The sequence below is a fragment of the Streptomyces sp. NPDC005805 genome, from assembly GCF_040630445.1.
Classification (GTDB): Bacteria; Actinomycetota; Actinomycetes; order Streptomycetales; family Streptomycetaceae; genus Streptomyces.
This window is the reverse complement of sequence record NZ_JBEXXN010000017.1, coordinates 40,468-57,670: the sequence shown is the minus strand read 5'-3', so window position 1 is coordinate 57,670 and position 17,203 is coordinate 40,468. Positions and strand designations below refer to the sequence as shown.

The window sequence follows — 17,203 nt, the reverse complement described above, 5'->3', positions numbered from 1 at the left end:
CGCTCACGGGAAGGGATGCGGGACGGCCTTGATCTCGTCCTCGCGCAGGTCGTCCGTGCGCCGCCCCGCCACCCGCAGGGCCGTGCGCAGCCGGGGCATCAGCAGGGCGCGCTGGCGCGTCCAGCCGAAGTCCAGGGGCAGCAGGCCGGGGACGGTGGTGCTGACGGTGTGGAGCCCCATCCGGCGCTGCTCGGGCGTGGTCTGGTCGACGGCGATCACGTCGAAGCCGGCGCCCACCAGCTCGTCCCGGAGCAGCCGCAGGTCGTCCATCAGGTCGCCGGTGCGCGGGCGGCGCGGCGCCCAGTCGGCGAAGGCGTCGGCGAGCGGGCGGACGGCGGCCGGCTCCAGGTACTCGCGGGCGTGCTCGGCCATGGCGGGGAGCCCGTAGAGCTGGGCGTGGTCCTTGAGGTGCAGGACCTTGGTGAAGTCCCCCGCCATCGCCTCCAGTTCGGCCCGCCGGTCCGCGACCTGGTACGGCAGGTGGGGGATGTAGGTGAGGACCTCGGAGAGGGCGGCCTCGACCGTGTCCTCCGGGTCGAACCCGGCCGCCGCGCTGAACGAGAGGGTGCCGAGGCCGCCGTCGCGCCGCACGGCGAGGGCGGTGACGACGGGGACGGCGAGGTCCATCCGGGTGTCGAAGGCGTGCACGTCGTAGCCGTGCAGCGCGGCCCGGTCGATCATCGAGCGGACGGCGGGGGCACGGCAGCCGGTGAGGTCGATCGCGGTGAGCCGGGCGCGGCCGTACCAGGCGAGCAGGAAGGCGTCCCGTTCGATCAGCTCCAGCAGCCCGAAGAGGATCGCCTCCGCCAGACTGCCCCCGGTGGCGCAGCCGTTGGAGCACTCGAAGACGAAGTTGTCGGCGTCGACGCCCGCGCTGTAGTGGGCGAGGCGGGCCGGGACGAGGATCGGCCGGTCCTCGCGCAGCGAGTGGCCCCACACCCAGGGGATGGGCCGGTCCGGGTCGAAGGGGCTGACCAGGTGGTCGCGGGCGTAGGTCTCGGGGGCGTAGAAGCCGCAGTCGGCGGGGTCCAGGGCGGGGACGCCGTCGGCGCGCAGGGCGCTCAGGGAGGCGGTGACGGGCGAGGTGCCGCGCCGGCGGTGGGTGCCCGCGTACCGCTCCAGGCCCTCCAGCTGGGCGAGGGTGCGGCTGGTGGCGTAGGCGTTGGCCTGGCCGCTCCAGGTGACGTCGTTGAGGCCCGCGTAGCCCCGGACGAAGTGGGTGCCCGCGACGGGGGCGGTGGTGGTGGACGCGGGGTTGATCCAGGTGTCGGAGCCGAGGGCGCCGCAGACCGGGTTGGCGAGGGCGGTGGTCGGCAGCCGGTACGAGCCGAGGGCGCGCAGCCGGTAGCCGTCCGGGTCGGGCTTCGGGGCCGGGCCGAGGCGCATCCGGGCCGACTCGGCGGTGTCCGGGCGTTCGGTGACGCAGGACGGGCAGAGGGGTTCGGGGAGCAGCGGGAAGGTGGCGGTGGCCAGGGTGCCGAGGTCGACGCGGGTGACCTGGGGCAGTTCCCGGTCGGCCGGGGAGGCGGTGGACGGGGCGGGCCGGGCGCCGGCGAGCATCGCCCGGTACGCGGCCCACACGGCGTCGAGCGCGTACTCGGTGAACACGGGCCAGGCGGCGGCGCCGTGGGGTTCGCCGCCGAGTTCCAGGGCCTCGCGCTCGGAGCGGCTGCGCAGGCGCTGCCAGCGCATGGCGAGGCACTGGCCGCAGGCGCGGGGCGCCGGGCCCGCGTCGCCACCGGGGTCGCGGGAACCGCCGGGGTCGCCGGAACCGCCGGGGTCGACCGCGTCGCCGCCCCAGGGGCCGAGGAGGACGGCCCGGGAGGTGAGGTGGACGGTGGCGGCGGGGCGGACGGCCGCGTGCGGGTCGGGGTGGCCGAAGCCGAGGGTGTCGGCCGCGCCCAGGGGCACCACCAGGGGCCGGGGCAGCACGCCGCCGTCCCCGGCGCGGGCCGCGAGGTACGCCTCGTGGCGGGCCGTCAGCGCGCGCTGGAGGAGCGCCCGTGCGGCCTCCAGCGGGGCGCCCTCGGGCGCACGGGCGGCGGGCGCCTCGGACGCGGTCGGCGTGGGCGTCATGACTTGTCGCTCCAGCGGAAGGTCTTCAGCGCGACCGCGCCGAGGACGGCGGCGACGGCGGCGAGGACCCCGCACGCCACGGCGATGTCGGAGCCGGAACCGTTGCCGGTGAGGGCGGCGGAGACCCCGTTGTTGAGGTAGTGGAGCGGCAGCGCCTGCGCCAGGTTCTGCATCCAGCCGGGCATCGCGTCCAGCGGGAAGAAGGACCCGGAGAGGAACGCCATCGGGATCATCAGGCAGTTGGCGACGGCGGCGACGGCCTCGGGGGTCTTCGCGTACGAGCCGACGATGACGCCGAGGGCGAGGAAGGCGGTGATGCCGAGGACCAGCACGGGCACGGCGAGCGGCCAGCTCCCGGAGAGGGTGAGGCCGAAGGGCGGCAGCAGGGCGACGCCGACGAAGAGGGCCGTCTGGACCAGGCCGATGGCGACGGCGAGGACGTAACGGGAGCCGAGGACGGCCGGCAGGCGGACGGGGGTCATCCGGATGAGCCGCAGGATGTCGTCCCGGCGCCACTGCATCAGCACGAAGCCGACGCCGAAGACGGCCGCGTTGGCCACGCCCCAGGACAGGACGCCCGGGGCGATGTAGTCGATGTACGGCTGCCCGCTCTGCTCCACGTCCTTGCCGGAGAAGATCAGCCCGAAGACGACGAGGAAGAGGAGGGGGAAGGCGAAGGTGAAGAAGAGGGTGGTCTTGTCGCGGGTGTAGGCCCTGCGGCCCGCCCGGGTCAACGCGGCGTATGCGCTCATGGGGTGGTTCTCCGTTGTCCGTTCCGGTCCGGTCCGGTGCGATGTCCCCGGTCGCGGTCCGGGGTGAGGGCCCGAAAAGGGCCCGGGCGGGGGTTACGAGGGCTGGGTGCCGCTGCCGGTGAGCTGGAGGTAGACGTCCTCCAGGCTCGCGGTGCGGGTCTGCACGCCCTGGAGGCCGGTGATCTCGCCGAGGGCCGCGAGGACCGGGCCCGCGTCCAGGGTCTCCAGGACGACCGTGCCCGCCTCCTCGGTCACGGCCAGCACCCCGGCGATCGCCCGGGCGGCCTCGACGCCGATGCGTCCGGCGGGCACGACCAGCCGGGTGGTGGTGCTGCCGGACGCGACCAGGCGGGCGGGGGTGTCCAGGGCCCGGATGCGGCCGTCGACCACGATGGCGACCCGGTCGCAGAGGGCTTCGGCCTCGTCGAGGTGGTGGGTGGTGTAGACGATGGTGCGGCCCGCGCCCTTGAGTTCGCGCAGGACCTGCCACAGCGCGCGGCGGGCCTGCGGATCGAGGGCGGCGGTCGGCTCGTCCAGGAAGATCAGTTCGGGCTCGTGGACCAGGGCGGAGGCGATGGCGAGCCGCTGGCGCTGACCGCCGGAGAGGTCCTCCACGCGGGTCGCGCCCTGCTCGGTCAGGCCGACCGAGGCGAGGGCGCGGTCGACGGCCTCCCGCCCGGCCCGGTACAGCGCGGCGACGGTCTCCAGGTGCTCGCGGGCGGTGAGCCGGACGAAGAAGGCGGAGGTCTGGGTCTGGACGCCGATCCGCGGCAGCAGCCGTACGTTGCGCGGCCAGGGGCTCTGCCCGAGGACGGCGACGCTCCCTGAGTCGGCCTGCCGCTGCCCCTCCATGATCTCGATGAGGGTGGTCTTGCCCGCGCCGTTGGGCCCGAGCAGGCCGAAGAACTCGCCGCGGGGCACGGTCAGCGAGATGCCGTCCACGGCCTGGACGGACCCGTACCGCTTGTGCACGGAGTCCAGGGCGATGGCGGCGCTCGTCGGCGCGTCCGCGGCGGCCGCGGTGGGGGCGGCGGCCGGGGCCGTGGGGTCCGGGGCGGTGGGGGGCATGGTGCTCTCCTTGTTCATGGGCTAGACGGCCGTCAGCAGATGGTGGACGAGGGCCGCGACGGCGGCGGCGAGGACGCCCAGGACGAGCAGCGTGCCCAGTCCGTAGGCGGTGTAGACGGTGCGGGCGCGGCGGGGGTAGCGGGCGGTGGCCGGATCGCGCCGCAGGGCGAGGCGGAGGTAGTCGCGGCTGGAGGCGGCGAGTTCGGTGGCGCCCGCGAGCTGGGCGGCGATCTTGTAGCCGTCGAGCGGCGGGAGGGGTACCAGCATGGCGAGGGCCTGGACGCTGCCGAGGAGGAGGAGTCCGGCGAGGGCCTCGCGGGTGGCGGTGTCCAGCGGTGCCCACCGCCACAGCGCGAAGAACGGCAGCAGGAACAGCAGGTTCATCACCGCACCGGCGAGGGCGGTGGCGATCCGGTGCCAACGGGTGCGCAGATAGAGGTAGTTGTCCACGGTGCAGTACATGATCACCACGGGGAGCCGCCAGCGCAGGCCGATTTCGGCGACCCGGCCGCCGAAGTGCCGGGCGACCACGCCGTGCGCGAGTTCGTGCAGGGCGGTGCTCAGCCAGAGCAGGGTGGCGGCGGCCGTCAGCAGCACGGGGTTGTGGAACAGCTCCCCCGCGCCGAGGATCAACTCCCCTGCGTTCAGCGCGAGTACGGCCTCCATGGCGAGGACGGCCGCCAGCAGGGGGACCGTCCACAGCGGGCGCAGCAGGAAGCCGGTGGCGCGGTGCAGCCGGGCCGCGGTGGCGTCGGCGTCCGCGACGAGGCGGAGGGTGCCGCGCAGCAGGGTGCGCGGCGGGGCGGGTTCGGGCTCGGGAGCGGGGGCCGGGGCGGGCGCGGGCGACCCGGCGAGCAGGCCCCGGGTGCCGAGCATCCCGAGGAGCTGCCGCCAGTTCTCCTCGGCCAGCCGGCGGCCGTAGCGGCTCGCGTACTCCTCGCCGATCCCGGCCAGGGTGCGGCTGCCGTCCATCCGGGAGATCAGGAAGGACTCCTTCTCGCCCACCTTGAAGGAGTGCCCGCCGGCCGTGTCCTTGATCAGCCGGACGGTCCCGGGGCCGTGCAGCAGGGCGTCGCTGACCAGGACGCCGTCCCGCAGGGCGGGCCGGTGCGCGGCGAACGCCTCCGCGCGGGGGTCCTGTGCGCGGGCCGCCTCCGCGCGAGACGCGTCGGCGCCCGGTCCCGCCGTCACGGGGACTCCCGCAGACAGCGGCCGAGGACATGGGAGAGGTACGCCTCGTCGCGGATGGTCACATGGAGCCGGTTGTTGGTCATATGCATGTACGGGGAGAGGAGCAGCGGGAGGGCGGCGGCCGGGTCGGTGACGCGTTCGTCCCGTTCGCCGTCCCAGGAGCGGAAGACCAGGTCCCCGTCGAGGGCCAGCTTCCGCGCCCGGTCCCGCAGTTCGGCGCAGTGCTCGGCCCAGCCGGCCAGGAAGGCGGGCAGCCGGCCCGGCTCCCCCTGGGCGACGGCGGCCCGGACGGCGGCGAAGCGGGCGGCCAGGCCGGGGGCCATGGCGGCGTAGTTGCGGTCGTACTCGTCGGTGCCGATGAAACCGGTGCCGGGGAAGGCGCGGTGCCAGAACTCGTAGTAGCTGTCCAGGTAGTCGGCAAGTTCGGTGTCCCCGGGCAGGAAGGCCCCGGACATCACCATCATCAGCTGGGCGGAGGTGCCCAGCAGGACGGTGCGCAGATGCAGGTTCTTGGTGCGGAAGGCGTCCACGACCAGCTCGCTGGAGTGGCGGAAGTGCCACTCGGCCAGCTCGATCCCGGCCGGGCCGCCGTACTTGCCGTACTCCGGTTCGTACGGTTCGGCGCTGCGCGAGTTGTTGGGGCGCAGGTTCATCCGGCCCCGGTCGTCGAGGTAGGGGGCGCGTTCGGCGCCGGGGAACTCGATCTCGAAGAGGGTGTTGTAGAAGTCGTTGAGGAACCCGGCGTCCACCTCGTAGAGGGCGGGCCGCTCGGTGAGGAAGCGGTCGATCGCGGCCTCGGTGCGGCGGCGCACCTCGGGTTCGGCGGCGGGTGAGGAGGGGCGGACGCGCAGCCGGACGTGCGGGCCCTCCAGCCAGTAGTTGATGAAGAACCAGTTGGCGAGCAGGCCCTCCGCCGTCAGTTCGTCCACCAGGGGGCGGACGCACTGGAGGAGCAGGGGGCGGGGGTTGGCGGCGTAGAAGACATGGGTGGCCTGCCAGGCGCCGGTACGGGCGGGGGCCGGGCCGGGCGCGGTGGTGGGGGCGGTCATCGGACGCCCTCCTCTCGGGTCTCGGCTCGGATCTCGGCTCGGGTCTCGGCTCGGGTCTCGACGGCGATCTCGGCGACATGCCGGCCGCGGCCGGAAGTGACATGCAGCTCGTCCTCGTCGGGCAGTGCCTCCCGCAGCACCACCCGGGCCGCCGGGCTTCTGACCAGGGCTTCGAACGCGGCCAGCGACAGCGGGCTGTCGAAGTCCAGGTACTGCGGCTTGGCCCCGGTCGCGCCCCGCGCGCCGCTGTCCGAGACGGTGGCGAACACCCGGTCGGGCAGGCCGTGGGCGCGGCGGAAGCGGTGCCAGCCGAGGAACCAGTCCGCGTCGGACCCACCGGGCCCGCCCGACCCGCCCGGTGTCCGGAGCGGCAGCGCGCTCGCGGGCGCGCTCCAGCTGCGGCGGCTCAGCACCAGGCTCCCGTGACGCACCCGGGGGCGGGAGGTCACCCCGTCCACCGGTTCGCCCTCCGGGACACCGCCCCACACGTTCAGCGGGGCCATCGAGGTGGGCGAGAGGAGCAGCAGGGTGCGGGGCAGTTCGGGCAGGGCCAGGGGGACGAGGTAGCCGAGGTAGACGGGCACGACCTCGCGGCCGAGCCGGGCCGAGCGCAGCACCAGCCGGTCGGCCTCCTCGTCGTGCTCGATGAACAGATCGTCCAGGCCGATGCGGAACTCCGGCTCCAGGGTGCCCTGTTCACCGGGGCAGACGATCTCGTACGGGGTGAGCCGGCCGTGCAGGTTGAGGTTGCTGGTCACCGGCCCGCCGGTGACCTCCGCGAGGACCGCGCCCGGCGGGCACACAGCCCCCGAGGCGGCGAGCAGGTCCTCGGCGAGGCCGTCGAAGCAGTGGGTGAACCGGCTGAACGGGAAGGACAGCCCGCCGTAGGACCGGTTGAGGACGAGGAGCGGGTCCCCGGGGCGGTCGGCGAGCTGGAGGTGGTGGCTCATCGGCGCGAAGTGCGGTGCGATGCCGTCCAGTTCGGCCGCGACAGCGTCCAGGGCGGCGGTGTCCAGGGGGACTTCGGCGGTGCCGGGCGGGGCCGCGTCCCACAGGGCCCGCATCCGGTCCACGAAGGCGAGACGGGCGGTGTCCAGGGCCTTGAGTTCGGGCTGTCCGAGCCAGTTCTCCTCGGGGACGTAGCGCCCGCCCTGGTCGAAGGAGGTGCGCCGGGCCGTGAACGACATGTACTGCTCGAAGAAGTCCTCGTGGAAGTCGTGCACCAGCTTGAGCAGGTCCTCGCAGCGGCCGCCGCGCCCGTACCGGGCGAGGAAGAAGCCCTTGAGGATCAGCCGCTGGGGCAGGGTGAGGTCGAAGGCGGGCAGGACGCGCTCCACGGCGGCCAGCGGCCCGGCGGCGAGCCGGGCCCAGGTGCCGGCGTCCAGGGGCCCGGTGCGGCCGGCCGCCGCGTCCTCGTAGAGCACGGTCTGCGGGACTCGGGCCTGCGGGACGCCCAACTCCCGCTGGATGTCCCCTAGTTCATCACGGAGCGCGCCGAGGATCGCGGGCCGGTCCGCAGGGGCGGCGCGGGCGAAGCGGTCGACATGGGCGACCGGGCCGTCCAGCCGGGCGGCGAGCGCGTCGGCCCAGGGCCGAGCGACGGAGCGCAGGGACGCCCGGAAGGCGCGCAGCGGGTCCGTGTCGTGGACCTCGGTGCGCAGACAGGGCACCTGGATCATGCCGACGTCCAGCAGGGCCTCCAGATAGCGGTCCACCTCCTCGGCGTCCGCGCCGTGCTCGGCCGCCAGCCAGGCGGCCAGCTCGCCGTGGCGCAGGGTGCCCCGCTCCTCGAACAGGCCGAGCAGCCGCTCCAGGGCGCCGCTGCGCCGCAGGAAGAACAGCCGGTCCTTGACGGCGTCGAAGGTGACGGCGGTGTCCTCGTCCCCCGCGGTGACCCAGCGCCGGACGTAGCGGACCCGGTCGTCGTCGCGGCCCCAGCCGGAGGCGAGGGAGACGGGCAGGTCGGCGCGGCGGACGGGGTCGGCGAGGACGGCGTCGGCGAGGCGGCCGAGGGCGGCGACGTTGAGCCGGGCGTGGCCGGTCCACTCCTCGTCGACGCGCAGCGCCAGGCCGTCGGTGGTCGCGCGGTCGGGGGTGGTCGCGCGGTCGGGCTCGTCAAGGGCCCCGTCGCCGATCGTGCCCAGGGCCACGCCCGTGAACGTGGAGAACGGGCTGGTCTTGCACACCGTCCGGTACAGATACGACAGCAGCGAACGCTCGATCTTGCGCCGCTTCTTGTCCGGGACGGCCCCGGGCGCGGCCGCCGTCGCGCGCACATGGGCGCCGAGCTGGGCGTCCAGCGCGGGCGAGGCGAGCAGCAGCCCCTTGCGCAGCCGCTCCTCCCCGGCCAGCCGGCAGAGCGCGGCCCGGCTGCGGCCGGTCTCCTCCGCGAGCAGGGCGACCCCCTCCTCACGCCGCCGCTCCAGCACCCGGCGGTCCTCCAGCCAGCCGGCGAGGGCCCGGCCGGCCGCCGCGTCCAGGTCCGTGACCAGGGCGAGTGCGCCGTCCGCGTCCCCGGGCAGCCGCCCGTTGAACACCTCCCGGCGCAGCGCGAGGAGCCGGCGGCGGGCGCGGTCGTCCTCGGTCCGGCCGATCAGCGGGTGCAGCAGGTCGCCCACGGCCTCGCCCGCCGCGCGCAGCCGCCCGGCCGCCGTGGCCACCTCGTCGGCCCAGCGGCGGCTCGCGGGGCAGCGCAGCTCCCGGACGCTCTCCACGGGCAGTCCGGCCACCCGGAGCACAAACGGTGTCCCTGCCCCTGCCCCTGCCGCTGCCTCTGTCGGTGTCGTTGTCGGTGTCGGTGTCATCGTGGCTCTCCCCCTCCTCCCGGGTCCCATCGGTCAGGCGATCTCGTAGCGGAAGTCGGCGGGGCCGGGCCGTTCATGGCCGATCAGCATGATCAGCAGCGGGGCCTCCCCCGTCGCGTCCAGGCCGAGTTCCTCGATGTACGAGACGTTGTCGAAGCCCAGCGCCACCCCGCAGCCCAGCTCCAGAGCGGCGGATGCGGTGTAGACGGCCTGGGACACGGCGCCGACGGTGGCGTTGACCAGGCGGTAGCCCCGGTCGCCGACCGCGTCCAGGACGGCGCGGGTGCGGACGGTGGGCACCAGGACGGCCCCGGCCTGCTCCAGGTTGTAGTTGGAGAGGAAGTAGTTCTTCTGGAGGAAGGCGCCGGGGCGTTCCTCCTTGAGCAGCACCAGCCCGCGCGCGTCGGGGTCGTACTCGTAGGAGCCGGGGGCCAGGCCCTCGACGTGGTTGACGAAGGCGTACAGCTTGGCGAGCGGAACGCCGTCCTCCCCGGTGGTGCCGGTGTCCCCGCCGAGCCGGGCGCCGGCCGTCGCGGCGGCCAGGCAGGCGGCCAACTGGTCTGCTGTGACGGGTCGTTGGGCGTCGAAGCGGCCGAAGCTGCTGCGCCGGTGGCGCAGCGCGGTGCGCACATCGGTGTCCAGGGGGCGGGCCGGGGGCAGCGGGACGACGGGCCGGTCCGCGCGGGCGGGCGGCGCGGCGGCGGGGACGAGCGCTCCGGGCGCGGGCCGGGCGGCGGCGTCCTCGGCGGTGGCGGTCTGCATCGCGCGCACGGCGTCGAAGGCGAGGACCGTACGGGACCGTTCGACGTCCCGGTGCCGCACGGCGGCCGGGGCGGGCCGGGAGCGGGCGGGCGGGCCCGCCCAGCGCAGCGGGACCACCGCGAAGATCCCCTCCTCCTCGGTCCGCACACCGAGCAGCCGGGCGAGGCGCTCCTCGTCGAACCACATGACGGGCTCGACGGCCAAGCCCCGGGCGCGCGCCCACATCCGCCAGGTCCCGACGACGGTGCCGATGTCCATGCTCACGGCGTGGAAGGAGAAGCTGTTGTACTTGAACGCGTTCTGCCAGTACTTGATGCCGAGGACCAGATACTGGTCGGTGTCCGCGCCCGGCGCCCCCGCCCCCAGCGCCTCGCGGACCTCGCCGGTCACGTCCCCCGTCAGCAGGCGCTGCATCGCGTGGTGGCGGGTCGCGTAGTAGTGCACCCCGGGCGGGACGGGACCGCTCGGCCCGGAGACCCAGTAGACGCTCACGGGGTAGAGGCCGCCGCCGGAGGCGGTGCCCCGGGACCAGTTGGCGAGCGGGTAGAAGGGCAGGGCGCTGAGGTCGGTGTTGGCCTGGACGCCGAGCCGGCGGCCGGTCAGCCCGTAGGAGTCGCGCAGCATCCCGGAGAGCGCGGCGAGGTCGAAGGGTTCGCCGCCGCCCGACGCGTCGGGGTCCGGGCCGTCGGCTGCGAGGCCGCGGTCCAGGGTGGCGTCGGCCGGGTAGCCGGCCGGGGGCAGCGGGAGGGCGTCCGTGCCCGGGTAGAACTTGGTCTTGCGGGGGCTGTCGGACCAGTTCGGGACGAAGTCGGCCGGGGGCATCGGGACCCGGCCGCGCCGCATGATGGCGGCGGCGTAGTCATGGGCGTACCCCATGGGAACTCCTCGGTGGCGGTCTCGGGCGGGGCGTCGGGGGCGGGCGTCGGGAACAGGGGAAGGGTGCCGGGTCAGGGGAAGGGGTGGGGCGCGGGGTTGAAGTCGGCGGGCTCCAGGTCCCGTTCGCGCAGGCCCGCCTCGCGCAGCGCGGTCCGCAGCCGGGGCATACCGAGCGCGCGCTGCCGCGTCCAGCCGAAGTCGATGGGCAGCAGTCCGGGTACCAGGACGCTCACCGTGTGCAGCCCCAGCCGCCGCTGCTCCGGCATGGTCTGGTCGACCACGACCACGTCGAACCCGGCGTCCGCCACGGCCCCGACGCAGGCGCCCAGGTCGTCCCGGAGGTCGTCGGAGACGGGCAGGACGGGATGGCCCGGGCGGGGGGCGTAGCGGTCGGCGAGGGAGTGCTTCGGGGGGCGGGGCGCGCCCGGTTCGCCGATCAGGAAGTGGGCGTGGTCGCCCATCTCCGGGATGCCGTACGCCAGCGGGTGGTCGTGCAGCGCGGCCACCTTGCCGAAGTCGTACGCCATGGCCCGCAGCCGTTCCTCGTCGCGCTCGGTGCGGCCCTGGAGGTTGACGGCGTCGGTGGCGATCTCGCAGAGGGCGCCCGCGAGGGCCGCCTCCGGGTCGAGGCCGGCGCCGGCGCCGAAGCACATCCGGCCGAGGCCGCCGTCGGGCCGGACGGCGACGCCGGTGACCACGGGCACGGGGAAGGTGATCCGGGTGTCGAAGAACCGGGCCTCGTAGCCGTACATCTCCAGCCGGTCCACCATCTGGCGGGTCGCGCGGCGGGTGCTGGTGCGCGGGTCGATCTCGGGCAGGGGCTGCCGCCCGTACCAGGCGAGCAGGAAGGCGTCCCGCTCGACGACCTCCATCAGGCCGAAGTACGCGGCCTCGGCGAGACTGCCGCCGGAGGCGCAGCCGTTGGAGGACTCCTGGACGAAGCGGTTCTCCAGGCCGGGCGCGTGGTAGTACGTCAGCACCTCGGGGACGAGGACGGGCGCGCGGTCGCGCAGGGACCAGCCCCACACCCAGGGGATCTCCCGGTCCGGGGTGAACGGGGTGACCCGGGGGTTGGCCCGGTGGAACTCGGGTGAGTACAGCCCGCACACGCGGGGGTCGAGGGCGCGTTCGCCGCGGGCGGTCAGCCCGTCCAGACTGCCGACCACCCCGGCCCGCTTGGCGCGGGCGCGCATCCCCGCGTACCGCTCCAGTCCCTCCAGCACACCGATCCGCACACTCTGCGCGAAGGTGTCGGCATGGCCGCCCCAGAAGGTCTCGCGCAGGTACGCGCCGGAGCGCAGGGAGAAGCAGCCGATGGTGGCGGAGGTGGAGAGGGAGGTGACGTCCTGGACGACGGAGGGGCCCAGGGAGCCGCAGACGGGGTTGGCGTAGGGCTCCACGGGCAGCTCGTAGTCGGCCAGGTCCCGCACCCGGAAGCTGCCGGGCCGGTGCTTGGGCGCGGGCCGCAGATCGAGGACGGCGGACGCGGCGGTGTCCTCGGCGGTCTCGCCGCAGCGGGGGCACTCGGGGTCGGGGACGAGGGGGTAGTGGCGCACCTGGAGGGTGGCGAGGTCCACCAGGTGCACCACGGGGAAGCCCCCCTCGGCGGGCCCCCGGCCACCGAGCCGCGCGGCGATCAGCCCGGCGAGGGCGTCCGCGGCGAACGGGGTGACATACGGGGACTCCCCGGCGGCCCGGGTGCCCGAACCGAGCTCCAGCGCCTCCCGCAACGGGACGGACCGCACGGCCTGCCAGCGCCGCTCCAGGCAGGCGGGGCACGGCTGTTCGCCGCCGCCCCCGGCCCCGGGGAAGGGGCCGACGACGGCTTGCCGGCCGTAGAAGCGGACGGGGACGGGGGGTGTGCCGGGCCGGGGCCGGGCGGGCCCGGGCTCACCCGGGGCGGGCCGGTTGTCCCCGGCGGGGGCGACCGCGCCGGGGCCGGGCCCGGCGGGGCGGGCCGGTGCGGTCACGCCCGGGGCGGGGCCGAGCCCGGCCGGCCCGGCCTGTGCGGTCACGCCCGGGGCAGGCGCGACCGCCGCGCCGAAGGCGACGGGACCGCGCTCGTTCCCGGCGGCAGCCGTGCCGGGCCCGGGTCCGGCGGCGGCCGGGGCAGGCCCGGTGGAGCCGTGCTCGTCGTCGGAGACGGACGGAACAACGGACGGAACAGGCGCGTGCCCGGCGGGGCCGGCTGCGCCCGGCGCGGCAGCCGGGCCCCGTCCGGGGCCGTGCCCGGCGGGGTCGCCCGGAGCGGAGGGCACCGCCCCGCCCATGGCGAAGGCGTCGCGTACCCCCAGCGGGGCCACGTCCAGGGCCGCGGGGACGTCGTGCGCGGCGAGGGCGGACCCGAGGCGGGCGGCCAGGTCGCCGGCCGAGCGCGCCCACGCGCCCGCGGCGGGGGCGGTGTCAGCGACGGACATCGGCGCCGCCCTCCGCATCGCCCCCGGCGCCCGCGCCGGGACCGGCCGCTCCGCCGGTCCCGGCCACGCCCCTGGTGACCAGGATCCGCGCCGTGCTGACCCCGCAGGCCGCCAGGTCCGCCGGGGTCGTCGGGACGTGGAGCACGTCCCGGCCCGCCGCCCGCAGCCGGTCCAGCACCGCGTCGAAGGTGGTCGCCTCCGTGCGCACCGGGCACGCCGTCTCCTCCGTGACGGCGACGGTCCCCGCGGCCAGGTCCGGGACCACGGGCAGGCCCGGGTCCATCGCGTACGACGGTTCCTCCGCCGCGAGTTGCGCCTGCCCGAGCAGGTCCCGCAGCGCGTCGCAGGCCGCGTCCCGGCGGGTCAGGCCCGCGCCGAGGGCCCAGCGGCCCGCGCCACCCGACTCCCGGGCCAGCACCGCGTACACGCCGGACCGCTCGTCCTCGCCCAGGTCCAGCAGCTCGGCCGAAGTCTCCAGATTGGCGGCCGACTTGGTCAGGAACACCAGCTCCGGATCGCCGTCCGGGCCGCCCACCGGCCGGACCCGGGTCGCGCCCCGCACCGCGCGCAGCAGGGCGTCGTGCGCCAGGGCGGAGAGCAGCCCCCGACCCGCCGCCTCCTGCGGATCGGCGCCCACGCCGCTGCCCGCCCCGGTCGCCAGGTGCAGCCGGTCCCGGTTGACCGCGCCGAGGGTGCGGACGGCGGCCGCCGGCACGGCCACCTGCTCCTTGGTGAGCAGGGAGGTCGCGCTCGCCCAGGCGGTGACGGCGTCCGCCGCCGTACCCGTCCCCCCGCCCGTGGTCAGCGCGTCGGGCGCCAGGCGGACGCCCGGCATCGCCCCTGCCCCGCCCCGGACACCGGCGGGGACGAGGGGGACGACGTGCTCGACGTACGCCTCCGCCGCCGCGTACAGCGCCCGCGTCCGCGCGCCCGCGAGATGGTGCACGTCGAAGGCGGCGATCGTCCGGCGCGGGCCGTGGCCGAGGGCCACCTCCACCCGGCTGACCTTCAGCGGCGTCTGGGTCAGCTCCTCGTCCCGGTACCGGGTGAAGACGCCGGTGTACGGGCGGACGAGGGCCGAGCTGACCCGGTTGAGGTCGTCGACCAGGGCCTCCGCCTCCCGGGCACTCTCCACGGTCGGCGTCGCGGGCAGTGTGAGCGCGGCGGGCGGCGCCTGCCGGGAGTCGTCGGCGGCGGTGTGCGCGGCGCAGCGGCGGCAGCGCGGGTGCGGCCGGACGGGTTCGGCGACGACGTCCAGCGAGGCGAGGTCCTGGAGGAGGACCTGCCCGTCGGTCTCGGCGGGCAGCGCGCCCGTCGCCAGGCGGAAGACCTCGTAGCCGAGCAGGTTCCCGGACATCGCGGCGACCGGACCGGTCAGCGGGCCGGCTCCGGTCCCGCCGGGTACGGCCCCCGCCGCGACCTCGCTCCACAGCCCGGCGGCGGCCGCCGCGTCCGTGTTCCCGCCGAGCCGCAGCAGGGCGCAGGACCAGCAGCCGGTGGAACCGGCGGTGGCCAGCGGGCCGATGACGGACCGTTCGCCGAAGGTCCACGCGGGGATCAGGGTCCGCCCCTCCGGGACGCCCTCGGTCAGCAGCCGGTGCGTGTGCGCGGCGGCGCCGTCCCCGGTGAGGACCACCACGTCGTACGCGGCGAGCGCGTCCCAGCCGGCGTCGGCGGTGACGCGGTCGACGCGCACCGGGCAGCCGTCCCCGGTCGCCTCGGCGGCCTCCGCGCGCACCTCGTCGAAGTCGGCGGCGACGGCGACCCGGGCGCAGCCGTTGCGCACCAGGGCGAGCGCGCACCAGCGGGCGGTCTCGTCGTCGCCGAGGACCGCGACCGCGGTGGCGCGGAAGCGGGCGAACCGCTCGGGCGCGCCCTCGGCGTAGTGGTCGACATAGGCGAGCTGGGCGGCGTGTCTGCGGTGGACGGCCGCCTCCTCGCCGGTGGCCGGCGCGGCGGTGGCGTCGGCCTCGGGCACGTCCCGGGCGAAGGAGCGGGCGTAGAGGGTGCGCACGAGTTCGGCGGCCATGGCCCGCTGGGCGGGGCCGAGGCCCGCGCACAGCTCGGCGAGGGTGTGCCGCCCCGTCAGGTGCGGGACGAGGAGGGCGGCGAAGCGGTAGGCGGTGCGGCCGGTGAGGTGGAAGCCGCCGTCGGCGTTGTGGAAGAGGACCCCGCCGGGGGTCTCGGTGAACAGCACGTCCCGCCGGATCCGGGGCCGGGTCCCGGCGAGCGCCTCGAACGACCCGTCGGCCGCCCGGGCGTCCGGAACCGCGCCCGCACCCGCAGCGCCCGCGCCCGCGTCGGAAACCCCGCCCGCGTCCGATCCGGCGCCCGCGCCCGTATCCGGAACCCCGCCCGTGCCGGTGCCGTCGCCCGCCGCGGTGGGGGCGTCGTGGGCCGTTGCAGCCGTGTCGGCCATGTCGTCACACCTTCTCTGTCGGTCGGGTACGTGCGGCGATGCGTCGCGCGTATCTGCGCAGCAGGTCGTGCATCCGGTACGGGCCGGGCGGGCCCTCCTCCAGGAAGCCGGAGTCCGCCAGCCGTTCGAGGACCTCCTCGGCCTCCGCGCGGTCCGTGCCCAGCACCGGGGCGCCGTCCTCGGCGCGGAACCCGGCCTCGGGGAGCGCACCCGCCCGGACGAAGGCGTCGGCGAGCCGGGGGTCGAGCCGGTCCAGGGCGCTGCCGAAGGCCCCGTCCACGGACAGCCCCGGGGAGTCCATGAGCGAGAGCCGGCCCAGCGGGTCCTCCGCGAGCCAGTCGGCGCAGTCGGCGAGCCGCAGCTCGGGCCGGGTCAGCAGCCGCGCGGCGGCGATCCGCAGCGCCAGCGGGAAGTGGCCGCACAGCTCCGCGAGCCGCTCCGCCGCCTCCGGTTCGCGCTCGACGCGTTCGGTGCCGAGCGAGGAGAGCAGCAGCCGGTGGGACTCCTCCGGGCCGAGGACCGACAGCCGGTGCACCCAGCCGCCGTGCGTGGCGATCAGCCCGGCGAGGCCCATCCGGCTGGTGACGATCACGGCCCCGCCCGGCCCGACGGGCAGCAGCGGGCGCACCTGGTCCGCGTCCACCACGTCGTCGAGGACCAGCAGCGACCGCTCACCCGGCGCCCGGTCCCGCAGGGCCGCCGCCACCTCGGCGGCAAGGTCCTCCCCGGCCAGCGGCACACCGTCCGCGCCGGTCGCGCGCACCAGGAAACGGCCGGCCGGGAAGCTGTCCCGGACCAGATGGGCCGCCTGGTGGGCGAGGGCGGACTTGCCGATGCCGGGCGCGCCGGACACCAGGACGGTCACCGTCTCGTCGCGCACCTCGGTGAGCCGGGCCGTCATCGCGGACAGCTCGGCCGCCCGGCCGGTGAAGGAGGGCACCACCGGCACGGCGGTCACCGGGGACGGCGTCCGGGGCGCGGCGGGAGCGGGGAGGCGGGCGTCGGCCCGGACCGGCGGGGTGCGGTCGCCGGCGGCCGGTCCGAGGTCGTCGCCCCGCAGGATGGCCAGTTCCAGGCGGCGCAGCGCCGGGGAGGGGTCCACGCCCAGCTCGTCGAGCAGGTACGCCTTGACCCGCCGGTACTCGGCGAGCGCCTCCGCCTGCCGGCCGGTCCGGTACAGGGCCTCGATCAGCTGCTCGTGGAACCGCTCGTAGCCGGGGTGCGCCCGGGTGACGCTCCACAGTTCGACGAGCGCCTCCCCGCAGCGCCCCAGGGAGAGTTCGAGGTCGCAGACGCGCTCCACCGTGCGCAGCCGCTCCTCGGCGAGGCGGGGGACGGCGTCGCGGTGGAGGACGTCGGAGCGGACGTTGGCGAGGGGCGGGCCCTGCCACAGGGAGAGGGCGTCCTTGAGGAGCCGCAGCTCCGCCTCCGGTTCACGGGTGGCTCCGGCCGCCTGCCGGACCTGTTCCCTGAAGCCGATCAGGTCGAGGGTGCGCGGCCCGGCGGTGATCCGGTAGCCGCCGGGCACCGCCTCGATGGGGACCTCGGTGACGGCGTGCTTGGCGAAGAGCCGGCGCAGGCGCAGGACGCAGGTCTGCAACGCGGCCTTGGCGGTGGCGGGTTGCTCCTCGCCCCAGATGGCCTGCTGGAGGTAGTCGGCGGACACCACCCCGTTGGCGTGGAGGAGCAGCGCGGCCAGCAGATTGGTGGGCTTGGACGGCTGGAGGACGACGGTGTCGGGACCGTCCGCGATGCTCAGCGGCCCGAGAAGCTGAAACCGCACGACGCG

At 76.0% G+C, this 17,203-nt stretch carries 10 protein-coding genes; all 10 read right to left on the bottom strand.

The window, feature by feature from the left end; translation table 11 throughout:
- Positions 1 to 3 precede the first annotated feature (3 nt).
- A complete protein-coding gene (locus ABZ457_RS12415) occupies positions 4 to 2,076 on the bottom strand; it encodes a TOMM precursor leader peptide-binding protein (RefSeq protein WP_359156842.1) in 2,073 nt (690 codons plus the stop codon).
- Entirely contained in the window at positions 2,073 to 2,828 is a 756-nt protein-coding gene (locus tag ABZ457_RS12410) for an ABC transporter permease (protein WP_359156840.1), read from the bottom strand. The genes ABZ457_RS12415 and ABZ457_RS12410 overlap by 4 nt, the downstream gene beginning before the upstream one ends.
- Positions 2,829 to 2,921: 93 nt before the next feature.
- Positions 2,922 to 3,896, bottom strand: coding sequence for an ABC transporter ATP-binding protein (locus ABZ457_RS12405; RefSeq protein ID WP_359156838.1), 975 nt, complete (start codon positions 3,894 to 3,896; stop codon positions 2,922 to 2,924).
- A gap of 21 nt (positions 3,897 to 3,917) precedes the next feature.
- A complete protein-coding gene (locus tag ABZ457_RS12400; protein ID WP_359156956.1) occupies positions 3,918 to 4,994 on the bottom strand; it encodes a site-2 protease family protein in 1,077 nt (358 codons plus the stop codon).
- A gap of 89 nt (positions 4,995 to 5,083) precedes the next feature.
- A complete protein-coding gene (locus ABZ457_RS12395) occupies positions 5,084 to 6,136 on the bottom strand; it encodes a lantibiotic dehydratase C-terminal domain-containing protein (RefSeq protein WP_359156836.1) in 1,053 nt (350 codons plus the stop codon).
- The gene (locus ABZ457_RS12390; RefSeq protein ID WP_359156834.1) at positions 6,133 to 8,940 is read right to left on the bottom strand and encodes a lantibiotic dehydratase; all 2,808 of its coding nucleotides are present in this window, start codon (positions 8,938 to 8,940) and stop codon (positions 6,133 to 6,135) included. Before ABZ457_RS12390 ends, ABZ457_RS12395 begins: the two co-directional genes overlap by 4 nt.
- Positions 8,941 to 8,973: 33 nt before the next feature.
- Entirely contained in the window at positions 8,974 to 10,578 is a 1,605-nt protein-coding gene (locus ABZ457_RS12385) for a SagB family peptide dehydrogenase (protein WP_359156831.1), read from the bottom strand.
- 71 nt (positions 10,579 to 10,649) lie between these two features.
- The gene (locus ABZ457_RS12380; protein WP_359156829.1) at positions 10,650 to 12,995 is read right to left on the bottom strand and encodes a TOMM precursor leader peptide-binding protein; all 2,346 of its coding nucleotides are present in this window, start codon (positions 12,993 to 12,995) and stop codon (positions 10,650 to 10,652) included.
- A complete protein-coding gene (locus ABZ457_RS12375; RefSeq protein WP_359156827.1) occupies positions 12,982 to 15,414 on the bottom strand; it encodes a TOMM precursor leader peptide-binding protein in 2,433 nt (810 codons plus the stop codon). The genes ABZ457_RS12380 and ABZ457_RS12375 overlap by 14 nt, the downstream gene beginning before the upstream one ends.
- Before the next feature lie 4 nt (positions 15,415 to 15,418).
- Entirely contained in the window at positions 15,419 to 17,197 is a 1,779-nt protein-coding gene (locus ABZ457_RS12370; protein ID WP_359156825.1) for a BTAD domain-containing putative transcriptional regulator, read from the bottom strand.
- Positions 17,198 to 17,203: the final 6 nt, after the last annotated feature.